Origin of the sequence: Mycobacterium sp. DL99 (assembly GCF_004762045.1) — a bacterium.
GTDB lineage: Bacteria > Actinomycetota > Actinomycetes > Mycobacteriales > Mycobacteriaceae > Mycobacterium.
Map to the genome: position 1 here is coordinate 3,057,076 of NZ_SJOM01000007.1, position 22,417 is coordinate 3,079,492.

The window sequence follows — 22,417 nt, forward strand, 5'->3', positions numbered from 1 at the left end:
GGTTGATTTTATAGAGGAGTCACGTTGCTGTTAGGTTCCGTTGCGATCGGTTCGATCGAGGAGTGGGAAGCTCCGCCCGGTTCTGCTGTGTCCTGGCGTGCTTCGCCCGGTTCGTGCGCCAAGGCCGCTGAAGCGCCTGTCAGCGACGTGCCGGTCAGCTACATGCAGGCCCAGCACCTGCGGGGCTTCGTCGATCAGCGAGCCAAGGGCCTGGACTACTCCCGTCTGGTGATCGTGACATGTGATATTCCAGGGCAATGCGACATCAGGGCGATGACATATGTGGTCAATGCCCATGTGCGCCGGCATGACACGTTCCGCAGCTGGTTCGAGTACCACGATGTGCACAACATCGTGCGTCACCAGATGACGAACCCGGCCGACATCAAGTTCGTGCCCACCCGGCACGGCGATCTCACGTCGGAGGAGCTGCGTCAGCTCACGCTGTCGACACCGGATCCGCTGCACTGGGATTGCTTCACCTACGGCATCGTTCAGTACCCGGATCGATTCACGATCTACGTGAGCATCGACCACCTGCACATGGATGCGACGTTCGCGGGTGTCACGCTCATGGAGTTCCACGCGATGTACACCACCCTCGTCGGTGGTGGCGCTCCGCTGGCACTTCCGGAGGCGGGGAGCTACGACGCCTTCTGCATGCGTCAGAAGGAACTTCTCGGCTCGTTGACGGCGGACTCGCCGGAAGTCAAGGCATGGGCCGACTTCGCGACGAACAACAACGGCAGCCTGCCGGACTTCCCACTGCCCCTGGGCGATCCGCTCGAGCCGTGTGGAGCGGAGATGTGGGTCGAGACCCTCATGGACGAGGAGCAGACAGCCAATTTCGAGTCGGCATGCGTCGCTGCCGGGGCCCGCTTCATCGGTGGCATGCTCGCCTGCACGGGGCTGGCCGAGCATGAGTTGACCGGAGCGGACACCTACTACGGGCTGACCCCGAGCGATACCCGCAAGACCACCGCCGATCTCATGACGATGGGCTGGTTTACCGGGCTGGTGCCGATCACCGTTCCGATCGCGGGCAGGTCCTTTGCCGAATCGGCCGTTGCGGCACAGAAATCCTTCGACGCCGGACATCAGCTCGTGGATGTCCCGTTCTATCGGGTGCTCGAGTTGAGACCCGAATTGGATTGGCCGAGGCCGAACTTCCAGGTGATCAACTTCCTGGACGCGGGAGCGGCGCCATTGTCGGTCCTGCTCACCACCGAGCTGGAATCGATGCGGATCGGAATGTTCAGCGACGGTGTGTACTCGTACCAGATGACGGTGTTCCTGGTGCGTCTGAAGGACCGGACGGCGGTCTCTGTGGTCTACCCGAACAACCCCGAAGCGCATGAATCGGTCGGTCGGTACGTCAAGGTGCTGAAATCGACGTGTGCGCGGGTGCTGGAGAACCTCGGCGCAGGGTCGCGCAAGTGAGTCGCGGAATGAAGTCAGAACAGGAAGGCACACTTGATGGCTGAGTCAACACTCAACGGCGTGCTGCGTGAACGGGCGAGCATGCAGCCCAACGATATCGCCTACACCTTCGTCGATTACGAACGTGACTGGGACGGCGTCGAGGAGACCCTGACCTGGGGCCAGCTCTACCGGCGCATCCGAAATCTGGCGGGGGAGCTGCAGGCCCACGCCGCATCGGGAGACCGCGCCGTGGTCCTCGCACCGCAGGGCCTGGACTACATCGTCGCCTTCCTGGCTTCGCTGGAAGCCGGCGTGGTCTGTGTTCCGCTGTCGACGCCGATGGTCGGCAATCACGATGAGCGGGTCACCGCTGTCCTCCGTGACGCGGCGCCCACCGTCATCCTCACCACGTCCGCCATCTCCGAGACTGTGACTCCGTATGCGGTGGCGCAGGACGGCAACCCGGCGCCCGTCGTGCTCGAGGTCGACAAGCTCGACCTCGATGCCCGCAAGGCGGTTCGCCTGAGGCGCGAGGCCGCTCCGGATACCGCGTACCTCCAGTACACCTCCGGCTCGACGCGGACCCCCGCGGGCGTGATGGTGTCGAACCGCAACCTGACGGCCAACTTCGAGCAGATGATGGCCAGTTTCTACCCGGACTACAACCGGGTGCCGCCGTCAGACACAACGGTCGTGACGTGGCTGCCGCTGTACCACGACATGGGCATGATGGCCGGCATCGTTGCGCCGATTCTGGGTGGCTGGCGCACCGTGATGATGAGCCCGCTGGCATTCCTGGCCCGGCCGGCACGCTGGATGCAGCAGCTCGGCAGCGTCCCCACCGGCTTGACCGCCGGACCCAACTTCGCCTTCGACCTGGCCTCGGCCAAGACCACCGATGACGATATGGCGGGTTGCGATCTGGGCAACGTACTGAGCATCATCAGCGGGGCCGAGCGCGTCCACCAGGCGACCGTCGAACGCTTCACCAAGCGGTTCGCGGCATTCAATCTGCAGGGCAAGGTGATTCGCCCGTCCTACGGTCTGGCCGAGGCCACGCTGTACGTCGCGACACGCGAGCCGGGGAAGCCGCCGGTGGTGGCTCATTTCGAGCCCGAGAAACTGGCGGCCGGGCACGCCGAGCGGTGTGCCAGTGGAACCGCGCTGATCAGCTACGGGACCCCGCAGAGCCCGGCGGTACGGATCGTCGATCCGGAAACCCGCATCGAGGTGCCCGCCGGGATGATCGGTGAGATCTGGGCACAGGGCGAGAACATCGCGGCCGGGTACTGGAACCGACCCGACGAGACGCAGGAGACGTTCGGCGCGACGGTCGACGGCGTACCCGACGGAACCTGGCTGCGGACCGGCGATCTGGGCTTCATCTCCGAAGGTGAGTTGTTCATCATCGGCCGGGTCAAGGATCTCCTGATCGTCCGCGGGCGCAACCACTACCCGGACGACATCGAGGCCACGGTGTCGGCGATCTCCCGTGGGCGCGTCGCTGCGATTGCGGTGAACCACGACGAGGAAGAGAAGCTGGTCGCCGTCATCGAGGTCAAGAAGCGTTCCGACGAAAGCCCGGAGGCCCTGGCCGAGCGTCTCACGTTGATGAAACGCGAAGTGATCTCCGCCATCTCGACGGCGCATGGACTCAACCCCGCCGACCTGGCACTGGTCGCCCCCGGCTCGCTCCCGATCACCACCAGCGGCAAGGTCCGTCGTCAGGCGAGTGCAGAGCTGTACCGCCGACAGGAGTTTGCGAGGTTGGACGCCTGATCGGGGCTGAACCGAAGCGCTGAAACCACTATGTGGGCAACCCTTTTGCTGATGGCCATCGCGGTCAGCCTCGAACCGGTGCGGATCGGGCTGACCGTGCTGATGCTGAACCGACCCCGGCCGGTGCATCAATTGCTGGCGTTCCTGTGCGGTGGGTTCCTCATGGGCCTGGTGGTCGGCGGGACGGCGTTGCTTGTCCTCGACGCCGCACCGCTGGCCGCAGGCACGCTCACCGTGCCGAGGATGCAGATCGGGATCGGCATCCTCGCCCTGATCGCCGCGGCGTTGGTGGCGGCGAATGTGGGTGCGAGGCGGGTGCAACCGGCAGAGGCGGCGGCTGAGGAGTCCGGCTCCGGCCAAGTGGCACTCGCGGCGCCGCGAGTCGGTCTGAGAGACCGGATACGGGCAGTGATGCAAGGTAATTCGCTGTGGGTCGCCGGTGTCAGCGGGCTGGGTATCGCGTTGCCTTCGGTCGACTACCTGGCGGCACTGGCGGTCATACACGCGTCCGGTGTCGCACCCGGCACACAGGTTGGTGCGGTGATCGCATTCAACCTGGTGGCCTTTGCACTCGTAGAGATCCCACTCCTGAGTTACCTGATCGCGCCGCAACGTACGCTGGTGTGGATGACCCGCGTGCACACCTGGATCCGTTCGTGCACGCGGCGCGACGTGGCGATGATTCTTACTGCGGCAGGGGCTTTGTTCATCACGATCGGCCTGCTGGGGATATGAGCGACAGCATGACACCGCCGACGGGTGGTGCTCAGAAGGGAGACGGCAGGATGCCTGGAGTCAACGGAGGACGTCGGCGTCGCGAAGCAGTCCGTGGTCGGAGCCGGTCACGAGATGCCGTCCGACGCGTGCCGCAAGGCCTGCTGGCCGGAACCTTCGCCGTCGGTCTCGTAGCCGCGGGAACGGTGTTCGGCGCCGGAACCGCCTCCGCCGAGACCGCGCTGATCTTCGGCGGCGCCCGCGGCCCCGGCATTCCGTGGGACCAGATCACCAACAGGGTGGGCCGCGGCTATTACCCGAACGCGAACCGGCACATCGTCGAGTATCCCGCCGGGATGGTGTACGGCCGGTTGCCGGACAAATTGTGGCCCGGCAACGACATCTCGACCGAGAGCGTCGGCGATTCGGTGGACATCGGTGCCCGCAACCTGAAGGCCGCGCTGGCGGGCACCCCCGGCCAGACCGTGGTGGTCGGCAACTCCGAGGGGGCCCTGGTGCTCAGCGAGGCGTTGGCGCGCCTCTCGCAGGATCCTGGTGCGCGTGCGCCGGAAGGCGTGTCCTTCACGCTGTTCGGCCCGCCGCAGGCGGTGACGCCGTTCAGCCATTCGGTCCTGTCGTCGCTGACGCCGGGGACCTACATTCCGCTCATCGATTACACCGTGCGCGGTCCCGTGGAAAGCCAGTACGACACCACGCTGGTGGTGGGGCAATACGATTTCATCGCCGACTTCCCCGACCGGCCGGACAACTGGCTGGCACTGGCGAATTCCCTTGTCGCCCTGGAGTACCTGCACACCGAGACCTCCTACAGTACGCGCGCAGACATACCGCCGGAGAATGTCTTTGTCACGGTCAACTCCAAGGGCGCGACGCAGACCGCTTATTTCCTGCCGACCAAGCTCCTGCCGCTGACCCGGCCGCTTCGCGACCTCGGCGTTCCCAATGAGCTGGTCGATCAGCTCGACGGTGTGGTGCGGCCGATGGTGGACGCCGGCTACTCACGTAACGATTATCCGGGTGCCCCGGCAACCGGTATCGATCCCGTGGCCCGGGCCAACGTCGAGGACTGGATGCGGCAGGCCGGCACGGGCCTGTCGGAACTGCCGCCACAGCAGACTCCCGCATCGCAGCCCACGATCAAGCTGAGCCGGACCGACCAGGAGAATGTCGACAAGGCTGTGCAGGACTTCAAGTTGAGCCCGACCGATCAGGCCAACATCGACAAGGCTGTGCAGGGCGTCAAACTCAGCCCGACCGACCAGGCCAATATGGACAACGCGGCTCAGCAGGTGAAGAACCTGTTCCCGGGGATCGGCTAGACCACTTCGCCTTTGCCGCCCGGAGCTCAGCTGCCGGGCTGTGTTCCTCGCTTGGCGGCCACCCTCAGCCGGCTTCTGAGCCGGTTGAGCTGACCTGTCACGAAATCCGACGGCCACCAGTTCGCCGACCCGATCAGGGTGGCGATCGCGGGAACGGTCAAGGTGCGCACCAGGAACGTGTCCAACAGAATCCCCACACCCACCACGAATCCGGCTTGCACGACCGTGCTGATGCTGGCGAACAACAACCCGAACATCGATGCCGCGAAGATCAGACCGGCCGCGGTGATCACACCGCCGGTGGACCCGACTGTGCGAATGACACCCGACCGCACACCATGCGGTGACTCATCGCGTATTCGAGATATCAACAGCAGGTTGTAATCGGCGCCAACGGCGACCAGCACGATGAAGGTCAGTGCGGGCACGCTCCAATGCAACTGTTGGCCGAGCACATACTGGAACATCACGACACCGATGCCCAAGGCCGACAGATACGAGATCACCACCGAGGCGATCAGATACAGCGGAGCTACAAAGGCCCGCAGCAGGACAACCAGGATCAGCAGCACGACCGCGATCGTGACCGCGATGATCAGCCGGATGTCGTGGTTGTAGAAGTCGCGGGTATCGCGCAGCATCGCCGGATATCCGGCGATCGATACCGAGGATCCGTCGAGAGCGGTGTTCGGCAGGGCGCCGCGCGCCGTGTCACTGATCGCATTGACCAGGTTCATCGCCTCGGTGCCGAACGGATTGATGTCGGTCTGGATCAGGTAGCGCGCGGTATGGCCGTCGGGGGAGATGAATGTCGCTGCGGCCTTACGGAATTCGTCCTGGGTGAGAATCTGGGCGGGCACGTAGAACCCGGACATCGGCGGGCTGGCCGCGTCGGTCTTCATGTTGAGCAGGAAAGCCGATGCCTCGTCGAGCCCCGATCCCATTCGTTTGGTCTCGGTGACCAGTTGGGACACTCCGTCTGCGATCTGCCGGCTGGCGTCGGCGAGGGTATCCGCGCCGTTCTGCAGCGTGCCCAGCTGTGATCGCGCCTGGGCCGGATTGGCCAGTCCCATGGATTGCATGGCTTTGCTCGCGGTCTCGACGGTGGCGCTGAGCTTCTTGACCGTGTCATCGAGGGTCTGCACGGGATCAGTGGCTCGCAGATCCCGTGCCAGGGCAGCGATCTGATCGAAGGTTCCGTCAGTGCGTGCGGCGGCGAGCCGTCGCAGTGATCCGCGGGCCTCGAGACAGGCCGGGTCGGTGAGGCAGACCGGGCTGGTGTCCAGTCCGCGCAGGACCGGATCGATCCACGGCATTCCGTTGGTCAGATCGGAGAAGTTCGAACCGAGCGAGTCGCCGAGTGCCCGCATACTGCTGACAAGCTTTGCCGCGCTGTCGATCTGCTGAAGTGTCGTATTGCCGCCGACTTGCTGTTGCATCGTCGCCAGGGCATCGACCAGGCCACGTGCTCCGGCCACGCCGCGGGTGACCTGCGTGCGTACATCGAGGAGACTGGTGGCCAGGGAATCGGCGCCGTCGGTGAGCCGGTTGAGATCGCTTGCGCGCCCGTTGATCTGTGTGGACGCGTCGTTGAGCTTGGTTCCGACCTCACCGGCCTGATAGCTCAGCCGTGCCTGCTGCAGGGATTCTCCGGTCGGCCGGGTGATTCCGCGTACGACCGCGATTCCGGGAAGCTGGCTCACCCGTTGGGCCATCTGCTCCAGGTCGGCCAGCGCCTGGGGCGTGCGCAGTTCGTTCGGAGACTGGATGATCAGATACTGCGGGATGGCCGAGCTGATCGGGAAGTGATCCTCCAGCGCCGCATACCCCATCGAACTCTCGGCGTGCGCCGGCAGTGCTTTGCGGTCGTCGTAGTTGTATTGGACCAGGGTCGCGCAACTGGCCAGCGCCGCAAGGACAACCAGGCTGGCGGCCAGGTGAGACCACGGCCGGCGCACGATGCGGATCCCGGATCGCCGCCAGATCCGGGTGGTGAGATCACGGCGCGGGGCTATCCAGCCGCGACGGCCGACCAACACCATCACGGCAGGCAACAGCGTCAACGCGGCCAGCAATGCGATGCCGATGGCGACTGCCAGTGCGGTGCCCACCGTGGAGAACACACCCAGCTGAGCGAAGGTCATCCCGAGGAAGGTGACGGCCACCGTGGCGGCGGACGCCGCGATGACCTTGCCGATCGAGCCGAGCGCCTCTACGACCGCGCGATCGGATTCCAGCCCCTCACGCAGATAGTCGTGATATCGGCTGATCAGGAAGACCGCGTAGTCGGTCCCGGCTCCGGCCATCATGGCAGTCAGGAACACGACGGTCTGGTTGGAGATCCCCATGCCGAGTGAGGCCAGGCCGGCGATCACCGACTGTGCGGTGACCAGCGATGCCCCGATGGTCAGCAACGGCAGCAGCATCGTGACCGGATTTCGGTAGATGATCAGCAGGATCACCAGCACCATGCCGATCGTGGCGATCTCGATGGCGGTCGTGTCGCGTTCGCCGATGTCGGTGAGATCGGCGACGGTCGCGGCGGGTCCGGTGAGGCTCGCTGTGAGCGAGACGTCATGCACGCTGTCTTTGACGATATCGGCGACGCGGGTATAGGACGCATATGACTGCGGTGAACCGACGTTCCCAGCGATGCCGACCGGCAGGATCCAGGCCTTGCCGTCTTTGCTGGACATGACCTCGCGCAGGGGAGGGGCACTGATGAAGTCCTGCAGCATCACGACGTCTTTGTCGTTCTTGCGCAGGTTGTCGACGAGGGTGCGGTAAGTCGCCTCATCGGCCGGACCCAGCCCCTTGTCGTTCGTCAAGACGACGAGTAGGACGTTCTCCGAGCCGGATTCGTGAAACGCCTCGGTCATTTCGCGGGTCGCGAGAGTAACCGGCGCGTGCGACGGCAGGATCGCGACCGGGCGTTGCTGCACCATCAGCGTCAACGACGGGAACGTGAGCGGCAGCGCGGCCGCGATGGCCAACCAGATTCCGATGATGAGCCAGGGCCAGCGCACTATCAACGAGCCGAGCCGGACGAACAGCGAGGAGTGTTCGGCGGTGCTCGTAGATTCTGTGGGCGGCGGCACTTTACGATCCTACGGGCGAGCGGGTGGGCACCCGTCGGCGCCGTGGTGGCAGTGAATTGATGTGCGCCTCGACCTCACCGATTGCTCGGAGACAGCCACCGGGTCTTGATCCGCCAGGAATGCGCGGAGGCGAGTGCGAAGATCGCGCCGCATCCGCAGGCGAAAATCCATACCAGACGGCCGTTCTCGATGGGTTGCAGCGCCGGTACCAGCGACGTGACGATCCGGGTCGCGCAGGCAAGCATCCCGCTGACCGAGGCGAACAGGTAGATGTTGGCGATCCGCCGCGACCGCGGGTCCTTGCGCAGGATCAGCATGGCGCGGGCCCCGTAGCCCAGCAGGTAGAGCAACGTGCCGCAGAGCAGGATCCAGTAGACGCTCAGCCAGAAATCCGTCGGCACCTGGAAGAAATCGGCCCGGTACACCGCGGCACCGTTGCCCATCGAGAAGGTGGCCAGCAGCACCGGGATGCAGATGGTGGCCGGGCGCTCGACGTACTGCTTGAAGGAGCGCTGCATGGCGTTGTCGTCCTGGAGGCGGCCCAGGGAGTTGTAGACGATGGCCGACGCCGCGACGATGTAGGCGTCATGGCCGATGTAGTCCTCGACGTTCCACTTGCCCGTCAGCTCATACAGCACCTGTCCGATGGTCTCCGACGCCCACGGCGACATCAGCAGCACCGCCACCCCCTGCAGCGCGATGTTCAGGGTGGCGGCCACTTCCCATCGGCATGACCAGGTGACTCGCCTGATCCACAGGCTCCACAGGATGCAAGCCAGTGTGATCGCGATGAGTGTGGCGACGGACATAACAATTTGCCTCGGACGGTGTTGCGGACAGCTGACGTGCCGGCGGCCTACAGCGGAGGCGCGTCGGCGCGTGGGGTCAGGTAGGACAGTTTCGTGGGCCGGTGGACGGCCGGGCGGACACGGGTGGCGGTGTCCACGGGCGCCACGGTCACCGGCGACGACTCCATGTAGTGCCACACTTCCTGGCGACTCATCAGCCCGAACCGGATCTGCAGGTCGGGATAGTTGAGGTGGAAGCGGTCGGCTACCTGGCGCAGTTCCTCAGCGTTGGGATAGTCGGCCTCTTTCACGCGCCGGTAGTACGTGCTGCTGGAGACACCCAGCGCGCTGTACACGGCCTTGGCGTCGACCTCGCCGTCCAGCAGATAGTCGAGCAGGGCCTTGAGCTGCCTGCCGTTCTCGTCGGTTCGCGGCATCAGAACACAATAGACCCGAACCTGCAGTTGGTCGCAGCGAACCACGGCGATGCCAGCAATGACGTTATTGACAACAATGTCAGACTTTTGGCACAGCTCTCCCATTTTTGGGACTATCTAGCTAACGTTACAGATATGTCTGTTTCCGTCCTGCCCGACGCGGCCGGCACCGGCTCGTGGATCGCTGACTATGGCACGGTCGGGCCACCGGTTGCCTCAGACCTGGCAACGGTGTCCAGTTCGTTGGACGACGTATTGTCCGCGGAGCTGCACGGAGCCCGGACCGCGATGGGCTGCACCGCCGAGGAATTGCTGCTGGCCGCTCTGGGCCGGACAGTCGCCCGCGCGATCGGGGACGGACTACTGACCGTCGATGTCGTGAGCGGTCCCGAGCGGGCGGGATATCGCCGCGTCGGAGTGCCATGTGTCTCCCAGAGGGGGTTGTCGGGGCCCGAATTGCTCGCAGCCGCACGTCCGGGCGTCGACACTGGCGAGCACGCGGGGGTGGACATGAGCTTCGCGTACGGAGAGGGGCGGCGGGCGGGGCAGTTCGAACACCCGTTGGCGCTGCACGTCCAGTGCGACACCGAGACCACCATGCGACTGCTCTGGCGGTTCGACAGCCGCAGGTTCGACCAGTGCACGGTCCATGAGTTGGCCGAGCAGTTTCCGCTGGCACTGATCGAGGTCACCTCGGGTTAGATCTGATTTCCGATTGATTTGCGGGGCTCATTAGACTGGGCGGATCGGCGCTGATCCGGCCATCACCGGGGAGCCTTCGGAAGAACAGCTGCTCCGATTCGAGTGTTCGGATTCGGCGTAGCCCAGTAGAACCGGACGGGTGGGCCCGTGATCGCCCGAAAGTTGAGCGGCGCGCTGCAGTGCAGCGCGCAAGCGGGGTGGTACCGCGGCGCTTGCGCACCCGTGCGACGTCGTCCCCGTGCCTGGACACACAGGCTCCCCGAGTGGGGAGCCCCGGACGCGGCCTGGCCGCGTCGTAGGCACAGGAGACGCGCCAGTGACTGCCCAATCGGAGTCTTCAACGTCGGCCGGGTACCCGAAGCCGGCCGCACCCAACTTCCCGGAACGGGAACTTGAGGTGCTCGACTACTGGGCCGCCGACGACACCTTCCGGGCCAGCATCGCGCGCCGTGCGGATGCCGAGGAATACGTCTTCTACGACGGGCCCCCGTTCGCCAACGGTCTGCCGCACTACGGCCACCTGCTCACCGGCTACGTCAAGGACATCGTGCCGCGCTACCGCACCATGCGTGGCTACAAGGTGGAACGCCGGTTCGGTTGGGATACCCACGGGCTGCCCGCCGAGCTCGAGGTGCAGCGTCAACTCGGCATCGCGGACAAGGCCCAGATCGAAGAGATGGGCATCGAGAAGTTCAACGCGGCCTGCCGTGCCTCCGTGCTGAAGTACAGCGACGAATGGCGTGCCTACGTCACCCGTCAGGCGCGCTGGGTGGACTTCGACAATGACTACAAGACCCTGGATCCGACCTTCATGGAGTCGGTGATCTGGGCCTTCAAGCAGCTGTGGGACAAGGGCCTGGCCTACGAGGGCAACCGGGTGCTGCCGTACTGCTGGAACGACGAGACGCCGTTGTCCAACCACGAGCTGCGGATGGATGACGATGTCTACCAGAGCCGCCAGGATCCGGCGGTGACGGTGGGCTTCACCGTGACCGACGGCCCGCTCCGGGGTGCGCACCTGTTGATCTGGACGACGACGCCGTGGACGTTGCCGTCCAACCAGGCCGTCGCGGTCAACCCCGACATCGACTACGTCCTGGTGCAGGGCCCCGACGGGCGGCGCTACGTCCTGGCTCAGGCGCGGCTTGCCGCGTACGCGCGCGAGCTCGGGGAAGAACCCGAAGTTCTCGGCAGCTACACCGGGCGGGATCTGCTCGGGACGCGGTACCTGCCGCCCTTCACCTACTTCATGGATGCACCCAACTCGTTCCAGGTGCTGGCCGCTGACTTCGTCAGCACCGAGGACGGCACGGGCATCGTGCACATGGCCCCCGCCTACGGCGAGGACGACAAAGCCACCGCGGACACCGCCGACATCGTCGCGGTCACCCCGGTGGACTCGAAGGGCCGATTCGACGCATCGGTGCCCGATTACGCGGGTCAGCACGTCTTCGACGCCAATTCGCAGATCATCCGCGACCTCAAGAACAGCGACGGGCCTGCGGCGGCCAACGGCGCGGTGCTGCTGCGCCACGAGACCTATGAACACTCCTACCCGCACTGCTGGCGGTGCCGTAACCCGTTGATCTACCGCGCGGTGTCGTCGTGGTTCATCAAGGTCACCGATTTCCGGGACCGGATGGTCGAGCTCAACCAGCAGATCACCTGGTATCCCGAGCACGTCAAGGACGGGCAGTTCGGTAAGTGGCTGTCCAATGCACGCGACTGGTCGGTATCGCGAAATCGGTACTGGGGCAGCCCGATTCCGGTATGGAAGTCTGATGACCCGGCGTATCCGCGGATCGATGTTTACGGCAGCCTCGACGAGCTCGAGCGCGATTTCGGTGTCCGGCCGACCGATCTGCACCGGCCGTTCATCGACGGGCTGACCCGGCCCAACCCGGACGATCCGACAGGCAAGTCCACGATGCGCCGCATCGAGGACGTGTTCGACGTGTGGTTCGACTCCGGATCGATGCCGTACGCACAGGTGCACTACCCGTTCGAGAACCAGGAGTGGTTCGACGGAACCGGTACGGACGGGGCGGATGCGCACTTCCCCGGTGATTTCATCGTCGAGTACATCGGCCAGACCCGCGGCTGGTTCTACACCATGCACGTGCTGGCGACCGCGCTGTTCGACAAGCCCGCCTTCAAAACCTGTGTGGCGCACGGGATCGTGCTGGGCAACGACGGTCAGAAGATGAGCAAGTCGTTGCGCAACTACCCGGATGTCAGCGAGGTGTTCGACCGCGACGGGTCCGACGCCATGCGCTGGTTCCTGATGGCCTCGCCGATCCTGCGGGGCGGCAACCTGATCGTCACCGAGCAGGGCATCCGCGAGGGCGTCCGTCAGGTGCTGCTGCCGTTGTGGAACGCCTACAGCTTCCTGGCGCTGTATGCGCCGAAGAAGGGCACCTGGCGGACCGACTCGAGCAACGTGCTGGACCGCTACATCCTGGCCAAGCTGGCCCAACTGCGTGATGATCTGACCATCTCGCTGGACACGTGCGATATCTCCGGGGCCTGCGACGAACTTCGGCAGTTCACCGAGGCGTTGACGAACTGGTATGTGCGCCGGTCACGTTCGCGGTTCTGGGAAGAGGACGCCGAGGCCATCGACACCCTGCACACCGTGCTGGAGGTGACCTGCCGACTGGCGGCACCGCTGCTGCCGCTGGCCACCGAGGTGATCTGGCAGGGTCTGACCGGTGAGCGATCGGTGCATCTGACCGACTGGCCCGAGGCCGACGTGCTGCCGAAGGACGCCGACCTGGTGGCCGCGATGGACCAGGTGCGCGAGGTGTGCTCGGTGGGGTCCTCGCTGCGCAAGGCCAAGAAGCTGCGGGTGCGCCTGCCGCTGCCGAAACTGACTGTGGCAGTGGAAAATCCGGCCGCCCTCGGGCCGTTCGCCGATCTCATCGCCGATGAGCTCAACGTCAAGCAGGTTGAGCTGACCGACGACATCGACACCTACGGTCGGTTCGAGTTGGCCGTCAACGCCCGCGTCGCCGGCCCCCGGATCGGCAAGGACGTGCAGGCCGCGATCAAGGCCGTGAAGGCGGGGGAGGGTGTGGTCAATCCCGACGGTACCCTGACCGCCGGTCCGGTGGTGCTGCAGCCGGAGGAGTACACCGCCAAACTGGTTGCCTCCGACCCGGAGTGGACCACGGCCCTGCCCGACGGCGCAGGCCTGGTGGTGCTCGACGGCACGGTTACCGAGGAACTGGAGGCCGAGGGCTGGGCCAAGGACCGCATCCGCGAACTGCAGGAACTGCGCAAGTCGACCGGCCTTGAGGTGTCCGACCGCATCTCGGTGCAGATCTCGGTTCCGGCTCAGTATGAGCCGTGGGCCCGCGCGCATCGAGATCTCATCGCCGGTGAAATCCTGGCCACCAGTTTCGAGTTCGGTGCCGTCGCCGACGGTGCCGAGATCGGGGACGGGGTGCGGGTCGCGATCGCAAAGGCGTGATGCGCCCCCATCAGGTGCCGGCGGTTCAGGCGCCCGTCACCCGGGCCGTGCGGTCACCGAGTGACACGGTGTCGCCCGGGCGTAGCTGGCGGCCGCGCCGGAGCTCGACCTCGCCGTTGACGCTGACCAGGCCGTCGGCGATGACGGCCTTGGCGTCGGCGCCGCTGTCGATCAGGGATGCCAGCTTGAGGAACTGTCCCAGGCGAATCGACTCGTCCCTGATCGGTACGTCATCCGGCGTCATGCAGGTCAGGCTAGCGCCATAGCATCACAACTATGAACGGCGCCGAGGTCACGGGCGCGGGCGGACGCTGGGTTCTGCACCTCGACATGGATGCGTTCTTCGCATCCGTCGAACAGCTGACCCGTCCCACCCTGCGCGGCAGGCCCGTGCTCGTCGGCGGCCTGGGCGGCCGCGGCGTGGTGGCCGGGGCCAGCTATGAGGCGCGCCGCTACGGCGCGCGCTCGGCCATGCCGATGCATCAGGCCCGCCGGCTCGTCGGTGCACCCGCGGTCGTGCTGCCGCCCCGCGGTGCGGTGTACGGCGTGGCGAGCCGGCGCGCGCTGGATACCGTGCGCAGCGTCGTCCCGGTGCTCGAGCAGTTGTCCTTCGACGAGGCATTCGGCGAACCTGTTGAACTGGCCGGTGCCACGGCGGCCGATGTCGAGGAATTCTGCCAGCAGTTGCGGGCCAAGGTGCGCGAGCAGACCGGGCTGGTGGCGTCCGTGGGGGCCGGATCAGGAAAGCAGATCGCCAAGATCGCTTCGGGGTTGGCCAAACCCGACGGAATCCGGGTCGTCCGCCGCGACGAGGAGGCGCGGCTGCTCGACGGCCTACCGGTGCGCAAGTTGTGGGGGATAGGCCCGGTGGCCGAGGAGAAGTTGCACCGGCTGGGCATCGAGACGGTGGGTGCGTTGGCCGCACTGTCGGATGCCGAGGCCGCCAGCGTGCTCGGCACCGCGGTGGGCACTGCGCTGCATCGGCTGGCCCGCGGAATCGACGATCGTCCGGTGGCCGAGCGGGCCGAGGCCAAGCAGATCAGCGCGGAGTCGACATTCCCCGAGGACCTCACCACACTGCGTCAGCTTCAGGAAGCGATCGGACCGATCGGCGAACACGCGCACCGGCGCCTGGAGAAGGACGGCCGCGGCGCCCGTACCGTGACCGTCAAGCTGAAGAAGTCCGACATGAGCACGCTGACTCGTTCGGCCACACTCGCTTACGCCACCACCGAGGTGGCCACCCTGATCGGTACTGCCCGCCGGTTGCTGCTCGATCCCGTTGAGATCGGTCCGATTCGCCTTGTCGGCGTTGGCTTTTCGGGGTTATCCGATAGCAGGCAGGAGTCGTTGTTCCCGGACCTGGAGCAGCTCGACGACATCTCAGACTCCCACCACCAGGCCACGGAGGCGGCCCAGGTAACCCAAACCGGTTGGCGCATCGGCGACGATGTGGTCCACCCCGACCATGGGCACGGCTGGGTTCAGGGCGCTGGACACGGGGTGATGACCGTGCGCTTCGAGACTCGGGCCAGCGGGCCTGGACCGGCCAGGACATTCCCCGACGACACGCCGGGTTTCCGCAGGGCCGACCCGGTCGCCAGCCTGGACTGGGGTGACTATCTCAGCGGATTGGCCGACTACCAGAGCACGCCGTAGGTGCTGCTCAGGATGAAGCCGTGCTCCCCGTACGTCTTGCACGTCACCGTGCCCTGATAGCCGACTCCGCAACTGGCGCCCCAGTTCTCCAGTCGGTGGCCCTCGGGCAGCACGTCGACGTCCCGGGTGAACGAGGCGGTGTCGGAGTGCCGGTAGGAGGCGGGTCCGCCGCTGTTGACGAGGATCTGGTTGCTGCCTGCCGGTGCGTCCATCGGCACGGCGTCACAACCGACCGGGCCGCCGTTTGGGCCGATCCCGCAATGACGACCGTCGGGGGTCCGGAAGAACACGCCGTAAAAGTCGGTGGGCGAGCTGTAGTGCCCGTCCGCGACGGGGTAGCCGTCGATGTCGTCGGCGCCCGGCGGTGGTTCGGCCGCCGCGGTCGGCGCCGCGCCGAGCGCCAACAGGCCGGTCGCGGCGATTGCCATGATGTGGCGCATGGGTTCCATTCAACCGACGCCGTCAACCCCCGAAGGCCGACGACTTGAGCGGCAACCGATTACCAGAGCACGCCGGAAGCGGGATCCAGCGAAAAGCCATGCCGGCCCGAGGTTTTGCAGATCACCGTGCCCTGCTCGCCGACGCCGCAGCTGGCGCCCCAGTTCTCCAGACGGTGGCCCACGGGAAGTACATCGACATCATTTCGGGTGAAGGACGCGGTTCCGGAATATCGGTACGAGGCGGGTGCGCCGCTCTCGACGAAGGTCTGGTTGGTTCCTGCCGGCGCGTCCGCGGGCACCGCGTCGCAGCCGACCGGTCCCCGGTTGGGCCGGATCGCGCAGAATCGGCCGTCCGGGGTTCGGAAGAACAGTCCGTAGAAATCGGTGGGCGAGCTGTAGTTGCCCTCCGCGATGGGGTAGCTGTCGATTTCCTCGACGCCGGGCGGCGAAGGCAGGGCCGGTGCCACCGGAAGCGGGCTGAGCGCCAGTAGGCCGACGGCAGCCGCCGCCGAAATGTGGAAACGCACGTTCTCTATTGAACACGCGGCGTCAACCCCAGGATTGGATGACCTCGACAACCGGTCGGGCGGCGGCCAACGCGGCCATCAACAGGACCCGGGCCTGGGGTGGGCGCAACCGGGGCAACACCACTGCGCCGGCATCGACGAGTTGCCGTCCGGGGCCGTACTGCGCGGCGACCGGGCCGTCGGGAACCCGGGTCGATATCGCGATCACCACCCCGTCGAGGCAGTGCCTGCGGACCCCGTCGATCAACGCGGCCCCCGCGTTGCCCGAACCCACCGCCTCGACCACGATGCCCCGCGCTCCGGCGGCGACGCAGGCGTCGAGGGCTGCCGCATCCGCTCCCGGGTAGGCGGCGACGATGTCGACCCGGGGCGCTGACGCCGCGGCCAGTTCACCGAGAAAAGCACGCGTTTTCGCGGTGGTGATCGCACATCCGGAGTCGGTGACCGTTCCGAGCGGGGTTCCGGTGAACGCGTCCAACTCGTGGGTATGACGCTTGCGCAGGCCCAGCGGTTGCCACACCGTGCCGGCGAAGCTGACCGCCACGCCGAGATCCCGGGCCTGCGGGCCGGCCGCCACAGTGATCGCGTCACGCAGGTTGCCCGGTCCGTCACTGTCGGGATCATCTGCGCTGCGTTGCGACCCGGTGAGCACCACGGGGACGTTTCCGCCGTAGATGAGGTCGAGCCACAGGGCGGTCTCCTCCATGGTGTCGGTTCCATGCGTGATGACGACGCCGTCGGCGTGGGCCGCGGCGACGCTGACCGCGTCTGCAATCCGGTCCCAGTCGGCGGGTGTCAGCAGAGCGCTGTCGGTCGCCATCGCGTCGACGATGTCGACCTGCGCCGCCACGGCCATCCCGGCCGTCAGCTCAGCCCCGGTGCGTGTCGGGCGTCTGATTCCGGTCGCGTCGGTGCTGGTCGAGATGGTGCCCCCGGTGGTGATGACGACGATGCGCCTGGGCGGGTGCTCGGACAGGTTCACGGGCTCCATCACGGTGCAGATTGTCCCGCATCGACTGTTTGGGATGATAGGAGAGTGACTGATGAAACGTCAGGCCCGGCCGAGCCGGTGACCGACGAAATCGGGGACGCGAAATCGTCCTCCGTAACCGCTGCGCCGCCTCGGCGGCGGCTGCGCCTGCTGCTCACCGTCGCTGCCGTGGTGCTGTTCATCGACGTGGTGACCAAGGTGCTCGCGGTGCGCCTGCTGACACCCGGCCAGCCGGTATCGATCATCGGTGACACCGTGACCTGGACCCTGGTCCGCAACTCCGGAGCGGCGTTCTCGATGGCAACCGGGTACACCTGGGTGCTGACGCTCATCGCCACCGGCGTGGTGATCGGCATCGTCTGGATGGGTCGCCGGCTGGTCTCCCCGTGGTGGGCGATCGGCCTGGGCATGATCCTGGGCGGTGCGACCGGAAACCTGATCGACCGTTTCTTCCGCGCGCCCGGACCGCTGCGCGGCCACGTGGTGGATTTCTTCTCGGTCGGCTGGTGGCCGGTGTTCAATGTGGCTGACCCGGCGGTGGTGGGCGGCGCCATTCTGTTGGTGGCGTTGTCGTTGTTCGGCTTCGACTTCGATACCGTCGGCCGGCGCCAGTCGGACGACGAGACTGACGAGGTCGGCCGGCGTCAGGACGATCCCGCACCGGAGGACGCCGAACCGGAACCCGCCGACGACGCTCAAGCGAAGGACGCGAAGGACCTTGAGGCCGAGAAGACCGGTGACGCCGAGCCGGTGACCGACCCCGACGGGTCGAGCCCGGTCGGTCGCCAGGCCGAGACGTCATAGTGACCACGCGGTCGATGCCGGTGCCCGAGGGCCTGGCAGGGATGCGAGTCGACGCCGGGCTGGCCCGGCTGCTCGGGCTGTCGCGTACGGCCGTGGCGGCCATGGCCGAGGACGGCGGCGTCGACATCGACGGCGCCCCGGCCGCGAAGTCCGACAAGCTCGTCGCCGGGGCCTGGCTGGAGGTCCGGCTGCCGGAAGCGCCCGCCCCCGTCGAGAACACTCCGGTCGACATCGAGGGCATGGACATCCTCTACGCCGACGATGACATCGTGGCGGTGGACAAGCCGCCGGGAGTGGCCGCGCACGCCACGGTCGGCTGGCACGGCCCGACCGTGTTGGGCGGCTTGGCCGCCGCCGGATTCCGGATCAGCACCTCGGGGATCCACGAACGCCAGGGCATCGTGCACCGACTCGATGTCGGCACCTCCGGCGTCATGGTGGTGGCGCTGTCCGAGCGGGCATACACGGTGCTCAAGCGGGCGTTCAAGCAGCGCACCGTGGACAAGCGTTATCACGCGCTGGTGCAGGGGCACCCGGATCCGTCGAGTGGGACCATCGACGCGCCGATCGGGCGGCACCGCGGTCACGACTGGAAGTTCGCGGTCGTCGAGGGTGGCCGGCACAGCATCACCCACTACGACACCGTCGAGGCGTTCCAGGCCGCCAGCCTGCTCGACATCGAGCTGGAGACCGGCCGGACCCATCAGATTCGTGTGCACTTCGCCGCGCTGCATCACCCCTGTTGCGGCGACATGACTTACGGCGCCGACCCCACGTTGGCGAAAAAGCTTGGGCTGGAACGTCAGTGGTTGCATGCCCGGTCCCTGGCCTTCGCGCATCCGGCTGACGGCCGGCGCGTCGAGATCACCAGCCCGTACCCGGCCGACCTGCAGGCCGCCCTCGACGTCCTGCGCCGCCACTAGCCGTGGGTGTGCAGGCACCTCCGCAGCAAGTCGGTGCAGGGCGCTCCGGCGTGCTGTACGGCGCAGGTGCCTACATCTGGTGGGGATTGTGCCCCGGTTTCTTCCTGTTGTTGCTTCCCGCGGGGGCGCCGGAGGTGTTGGCCCACCGCATCGTGTGGAGCGCACTGTTCCTGCTGCTGGTGCTGGCGGCGGCCCGCCGACTCGGTGATCTGCGCCGGTTGACGCTGCGGACCTGGCTGCAATTGCTGGTGGCCTCCGTCCTCATCGCCGTCAACTGGGGGACGTATATCTATGCCGTCACCACCGGTCATGTCGTGGACGCAGCGCTGGGCTATTTCATCAATCCGTTGGTGAGCGTGCTGCTGGGTGTGCTGGTGTTCCGCGAACGGATCAACCGATGGCAGGCGGTCGCGTTGGGCCTGGCCCTCATCGCGGTGGCGATTTTGACCGTCGAACTGGGCGCACCGCCCTACATCGCGGTCATCCTCGCGCTGTCCTTCGGGGTGTACGGCCTCGTCAAGAAAGTCGTGCAGGCCGACCCGCGGGTGAGCGTGGCCGTGGAAACGTTGCTGGCCCTTCCGCTCGCCGCCGGCTACGTGATCACGCTGGAGGTACTCGGCAGGGGGAACTTCCTCGACCACGGTCCCTGGCACGCGGTGCTGTTGTTGCTGGCCGGCCCGGTGACCGCCGTGCCGTTGCTGCTGTTTGCCGCGGCCGCGCAGCGGCTTCCGATGGTGACGCTGGGCCTGCTCTTCTATCTCAACCCCGGCCTGCAGATGGCCTGGGGTGTTTTCGTCGGCCATGAGCCGATGCCACCCGGCCGGTGGGTCGGTTTCGCCCTGATCTGGGTGGCGCTGGTGATCATGACGTTCAGTGCACTGCGGAGGAAACCGGCCGATTCGACGGCCGACATTGTCGATCAGGTGGAACCTGAATCGTCATCACGGTGACAGGCTGGAATCGAGAACCCAGGAGGACACCGTGCAGTACTGCCTACTCATGCACTACCAGGAGGGACCGGAGGCGGGCCTGACCGAGGAGGACATGGAGCCGGCCCGGGCCGCGTTCGCCCGATATGCCGACGACCTGGATGCCGCCGGTGTGCTCGTCGGCACGCAAGTGCTCCAATCGGCGTCGGCCACGACGACCTACACCGCGCGCACCGGCGCCGCGGAGATCCAGGACGGACCCTTCGCTGACACCAGGGAGCGGTTGGGTGGTGTGTTCGTCATCGAGGTGCCCGACCTCGACGCGGCATTGGCCTGGGCGGCGAAATGCCCCGCCGCGGCTTGGGGTTCGATCGAGATCAGGCCCGTCGCGGTGACCTACGGCCGGGGCCGGGGCTGGTACACGCCCTGAGTACGCAGGCCAGGGAGCGGCTCACGCAAGTGGTCGGCCAGTACTACGGCCGGCTGCTTGGGCTGCTGGCCGCGCAATGCCGCGACATCGCTGCCGCCGAGGATGCGTTGGCCGACGCCGTCGAGCGCGCGCTACAGCGCTGGCCCGCCGACGGCGTGCCGGGCAACCCGGAAGCGTGGTTGCTGACAGTCGCGCGTAATCGGCTGCGGGACATGTGGAAATCGCCGGCTCACCGGTTGACCGGGCCGTGGACCGAGGACCACGACATCGCCGACGACGAGACTGAGCCGGCGGCGATTCCCGACCGTCGGCTCGAGCTCATGCTTGTGTGCGCACACCCGGCCATCGCGTCCGACATCCGTACCCCGTTGATGTTGCAGACGGTGCTGGGCGTGGACGCAGCCGCCATCGCCGCGGCTTTCGCCATCGCCCCGGCGACCATGGCGCAGCGGCTGGTGCGGGCGAAGAAACGCATTCGGGATACGGGAATCCCGTTCACGCTGCCCGAGCGCACCGACCTTGCCGCACGACTGCCTGAGGTACTCGAAGCGGTCTACGGCGCATATTCGATCGACTGGTTGTCGGTCCCGCAGCGGTCGGCCGTCGAATCGCTGTCGTCGGAGGCCCTGCATCTGGTCATGGTGCTCGTCGAGTTACTGCCCGAGGAGCCCGAAGTACTGGGCCTGGCGGCACTGATCTGCCTGTGTGAGGCCCGGCGTCCGGCGCGCCTCGACCGGCACGGCAACTTCGTTGCGCTGGACGACCAGGACCGCGGCCGGTGGGACCACGAGCTGTACGCGCGGGGGGAACGGTTGCTCGCCCGGGCCCACAGTTTCGGGCGGCCGGGCCGGTTTCAATACGAGGCGGCAATTCAATCGGCGCACTGCGCCGCCGACGTCGACCGGCGCGCACTGCGGAAGTTGTATCGGGCACTGATCCGGGTGGGGCCGTCGCTGGGCGCCGCGGTGGCCCTGGCGGCATTGGACGGCGAAATCGACGGTGCCGACACGGGATTGCATGCCCTCGACGCGATCACGGACCCGGTGGCTGAGGGGTTTCAGCCGATGTGGGTCACCCGCGGCCATCTGCTCGCCGAGGCCGGACGGATCGATGAGGCCGCGGCGGCATACTGCCGCGCCATCGAATTGACCACCGACGACGCGTTGCGGGCCTACCTGAACGAGTGCGTCCGGAGTCTCCGGTGATTCCGTACTGAAGGGCCGCATTTGCGGAGTGACCTTTTGACCCCGAAATGGCAATGCCATAGGGTTTGCTCGATGACTCCGCGTGGCAGATCTCTTGGCGGCCGTCGAGGGCCGGGCCGCCCGGTCGGTGCCGATGCCGCGCAAACCCGCGGGCGCATCATGCAAGTGGCTTACGAAGTCATCAACGAACGCGGTTATGCGGCGACGACCTTCCAGGAGATCGCCAAGCGCAGCGGCTTGAGCCGGCCGACGCTGAACTACTATTTCGCCAGTCGCGAGGCTCTCTACCAGGCGCTGCTGGCGCAGGCGCACGAGGTTGTCACGTCGTGCATTCACATCGCGAAACAGCATGATGGAACACTGGATCGGCTGCGGGCGTACATCGATGCCGTGGTGGCGGTGTGGCATCGGGACGGTGCGGTGGTGGGGTTTCTGGTCAACGCCCGGCTGGAGTCGTACCGCCATCCAGATCTACCCGCCGTTACCGTCGCGGCCACCCACGGATTCCTCGGCGAACTGATCACCGAGGCGGTCGACCGGCGCGAGCTGCCGCCGCACACCGAGCAGGCGAGTCTGGTCGAACTGTTGCACGCGATGTTGTGGGGAGTGGGTGCCTACAGTGGGTGGCAGCGCCGGCCTGTCGATGTCCTTGCGATTGCTAAGCAACTGCATTTGGTGATTGGCAACGGGTTGCTATCTTCCGCCGATCGTGATCTCTGACTCGTCGGCAAAGACACGCGTGGCGACACGCGCGGCG

General features: G+C 66.4%; 20 protein-coding genes. 13 read left to right on the top strand and 7 right to left on the bottom strand.

Annotated elements, in window-relative coordinates; all coding sequences use genetic code 11:
- Positions 1 to 24: 24 nt before the first annotated feature.
- The 4 genes from EYZ64_RS15190 (at position 25) to EYZ64_RS15205 (ending at position 5,255) form a co-directional block, all read left to right on the top strand.
- On the top strand, positions 25 to 1,440 hold the full coding sequence (locus EYZ64_RS15190; RefSeq protein ID WP_135454385.1) for a condensation domain-containing protein: 1,416 nt from the start codon (positions 25 to 27) through the stop codon (positions 1,438 to 1,440).
- 36 nt (positions 1,441 to 1,476) lie between these two features.
- Positions 1,477 to 3,201 carry an AMP-binding protein gene (locus EYZ64_RS15195; protein WP_135454387.1) on the top strand — a complete coding sequence of 575 codons (1,725 nt, stop codon included), beginning with the start codon at positions 1,477 to 1,479 and terminating at the stop codon, positions 3,199 to 3,201.
- Positions 3,202 to 3,231: 30 nt separating this feature from the next.
- Positions 3,232 to 3,936 carry a GAP family protein gene (locus EYZ64_RS15200; protein WP_167857841.1) on the top strand — a complete coding sequence of 235 codons (705 nt, stop codon included), beginning with the start codon at positions 3,232 to 3,234 and terminating at the stop codon, positions 3,934 to 3,936.
- Positions 3,937 to 4,064: 128 nt separating this feature from the next.
- Complete coding sequence (locus tag EYZ64_RS15205) at positions 4,065 to 5,255, top strand: PE-PPE domain-containing protein (protein ID WP_167857842.1); 1,191 nt, start codon at positions 4,065 to 4,067, stop codon at positions 5,253 to 5,255.
- A gap of 26 nt (positions 5,256 to 5,281) precedes the next feature.
- Here the strand turns inward: EYZ64_RS15205 and EYZ64_RS15210 are convergent, their stop codons facing one another.
- The 3 genes from EYZ64_RS15210 to EYZ64_RS15220 all read right to left on the bottom strand — a co-directional run bounded on the left by EYZ64_RS15210 (position 5,282) and on the right by EYZ64_RS15220 (position 9,578).
- Positions 5,282 to 8,308 (bottom strand): MMPL/RND family transporter, encoded by a 3,027-nt coding sequence (locus EYZ64_RS15210; RefSeq protein ID WP_210115657.1) that lies wholly within the window; start codon positions 8,306 to 8,308, stop codon positions 5,282 to 5,284.
- 119 nt (positions 8,309 to 8,427) lie between these two features.
- A complete protein-coding gene (locus EYZ64_RS15215) occupies positions 8,428 to 9,162 on the bottom strand; it encodes a hypothetical protein (protein ID WP_135454393.1) in 735 nt (244 codons plus the stop codon).
- A 47-nt stretch (positions 9,163 to 9,209) separates the two neighbouring features.
- On the bottom strand, positions 9,210 to 9,578 hold the full coding sequence (locus tag EYZ64_RS15220; protein WP_135454395.1) for an XRE family transcriptional regulator: 369 nt from the start codon (positions 9,576 to 9,578) through the stop codon (positions 9,210 to 9,212).
- 135 nt (positions 9,579 to 9,713) lie between these two features.
- Between EYZ64_RS15220 and EYZ64_RS15225 the strand changes: the two genes are divergently transcribed.
- Both EYZ64_RS15225 and ileS read left to right on the top strand, forming a co-directional pair.
- Positions 9,714 to 10,280 carry a hypothetical protein gene (locus EYZ64_RS15225; RefSeq protein ID WP_135454397.1) on the top strand — a complete coding sequence of 189 codons (567 nt, stop codon included), beginning with the start codon at positions 9,714 to 9,716 and terminating at the stop codon, positions 10,278 to 10,280.
- 316 nt (positions 10,281 to 10,596) lie between these two features.
- Entirely contained in the window at positions 10,597 to 13,752 is a 3,156-nt protein-coding gene (gene ileS, locus EYZ64_RS15230; RefSeq protein ID WP_135454399.1) for an isoleucine--tRNA ligase, read from the top strand.
- A gap of 25 nt (positions 13,753 to 13,777) precedes the next feature.
- Here ileS and EYZ64_RS15235 read toward each other — a convergent pair whose 3' ends face one another.
- Positions 13,778 to 13,996, bottom strand: a complete 219-nt coding sequence (locus tag EYZ64_RS15235) for an RNA-binding S4 domain-containing protein (protein ID WP_135454401.1) — start codon at positions 13,994 to 13,996, stop codon at positions 13,778 to 13,780.
- Positions 13,997 to 14,028: 32 nt separating this feature from the next.
- Between EYZ64_RS15235 and EYZ64_RS15240 the strand changes: the two genes are divergently transcribed.
- Entirely contained in the window at positions 14,029 to 15,411 is a 1,383-nt protein-coding gene (locus EYZ64_RS15240; RefSeq protein WP_135454403.1) for a DNA polymerase IV, read from the top strand.
- On the opposite strand, the gene EYZ64_RS15245 is transcribed toward EYZ64_RS15240, so the two are convergent.
- From EYZ64_RS15245 to EYZ64_RS15255, 3 genes are read right to left on the bottom strand one after another with little or no spacing between them, the layout of a single operon-like run.
- Positions 15,393 to 15,851, bottom strand: a complete 459-nt coding sequence (locus EYZ64_RS15245; RefSeq protein ID WP_135454405.1) for a hypothetical protein — start codon at positions 15,849 to 15,851, stop codon at positions 15,393 to 15,395. The two genes, EYZ64_RS15240 and EYZ64_RS15245, sit on opposite strands and share 19 nt — an antisense overlap.
- Before the next feature lie 59 nt (positions 15,852 to 15,910).
- Positions 15,911 to 16,387: a hypothetical protein gene (locus EYZ64_RS15250; protein ID WP_135460025.1), complete on the bottom strand. Its 477-nt coding sequence runs from the start codon at positions 16,385 to 16,387 to the stop codon at positions 15,911 to 15,913.
- A 13-nt stretch (positions 16,388 to 16,400) separates the two neighbouring features.
- A complete protein-coding gene (locus EYZ64_RS15255; protein ID WP_135460026.1) occupies positions 16,401 to 17,369 on the bottom strand; it encodes an asparaginase in 969 nt (322 codons plus the stop codon).
- Between the two features lie 45 nt (positions 17,370 to 17,414).
- Here EYZ64_RS15255 and lspA point away from each other — a divergent pair, with 45 nt between their 5' ends.
- The 6 genes from lspA to EYZ64_RS15285 all read left to right on the top strand — a co-directional run bounded on the left by lspA (position 17,415) and on the right by EYZ64_RS15285 (position 22,380).
- Positions 17,415 to 18,173 (top strand): signal peptidase II, encoded by a 759-nt coding sequence (gene lspA, locus EYZ64_RS15260; RefSeq protein ID WP_135454407.1) that lies wholly within the window; start codon positions 17,415 to 17,417, stop codon positions 18,171 to 18,173.
- Positions 18,173 to 19,096, top strand: coding sequence for an RluA family pseudouridine synthase (locus EYZ64_RS15265; protein WP_077739357.1), 924 nt, complete (start codon positions 18,173 to 18,175; stop codon positions 19,094 to 19,096). Before lspA ends, EYZ64_RS15265 begins: the two co-directional genes overlap by 1 nt.
- Positions 19,097 to 19,146: 50 nt before the next feature.
- Positions 19,147 to 20,046: an EamA family transporter RarD gene (gene rarD / locus EYZ64_RS15270; protein ID WP_135454409.1), complete on the top strand. Its 900-nt coding sequence runs from the start codon at positions 19,147 to 19,149 to the stop codon at positions 20,044 to 20,046.
- Positions 20,047 to 20,077: 31 nt separating this feature from the next.
- The gene (locus EYZ64_RS15275) at positions 20,078 to 20,455 is read left to right on the top strand and encodes a YciI family protein (protein ID WP_135454411.1); all 378 of its coding nucleotides are present in this window, start codon (positions 20,078 to 20,080) and stop codon (positions 20,453 to 20,455) included.
- Positions 20,456 to 20,484: 29 nt separating this feature from the next.
- Positions 20,485 to 21,660, top strand: a complete 1,176-nt coding sequence (locus EYZ64_RS15280; RefSeq protein ID WP_286174939.1) for an RNA polymerase sigma factor — start codon at positions 20,485 to 20,487, stop codon at positions 21,658 to 21,660.
- A 72-nt stretch (positions 21,661 to 21,732) separates the two neighbouring features.
- A complete protein-coding gene (locus EYZ64_RS15285; protein ID WP_135454415.1) occupies positions 21,733 to 22,380 on the top strand; it encodes a TetR/AcrR family transcriptional regulator in 648 nt (215 codons plus the stop codon).
- The last annotated feature ends 37 nt before the right edge of the window (positions 22,381 to 22,417 follow it).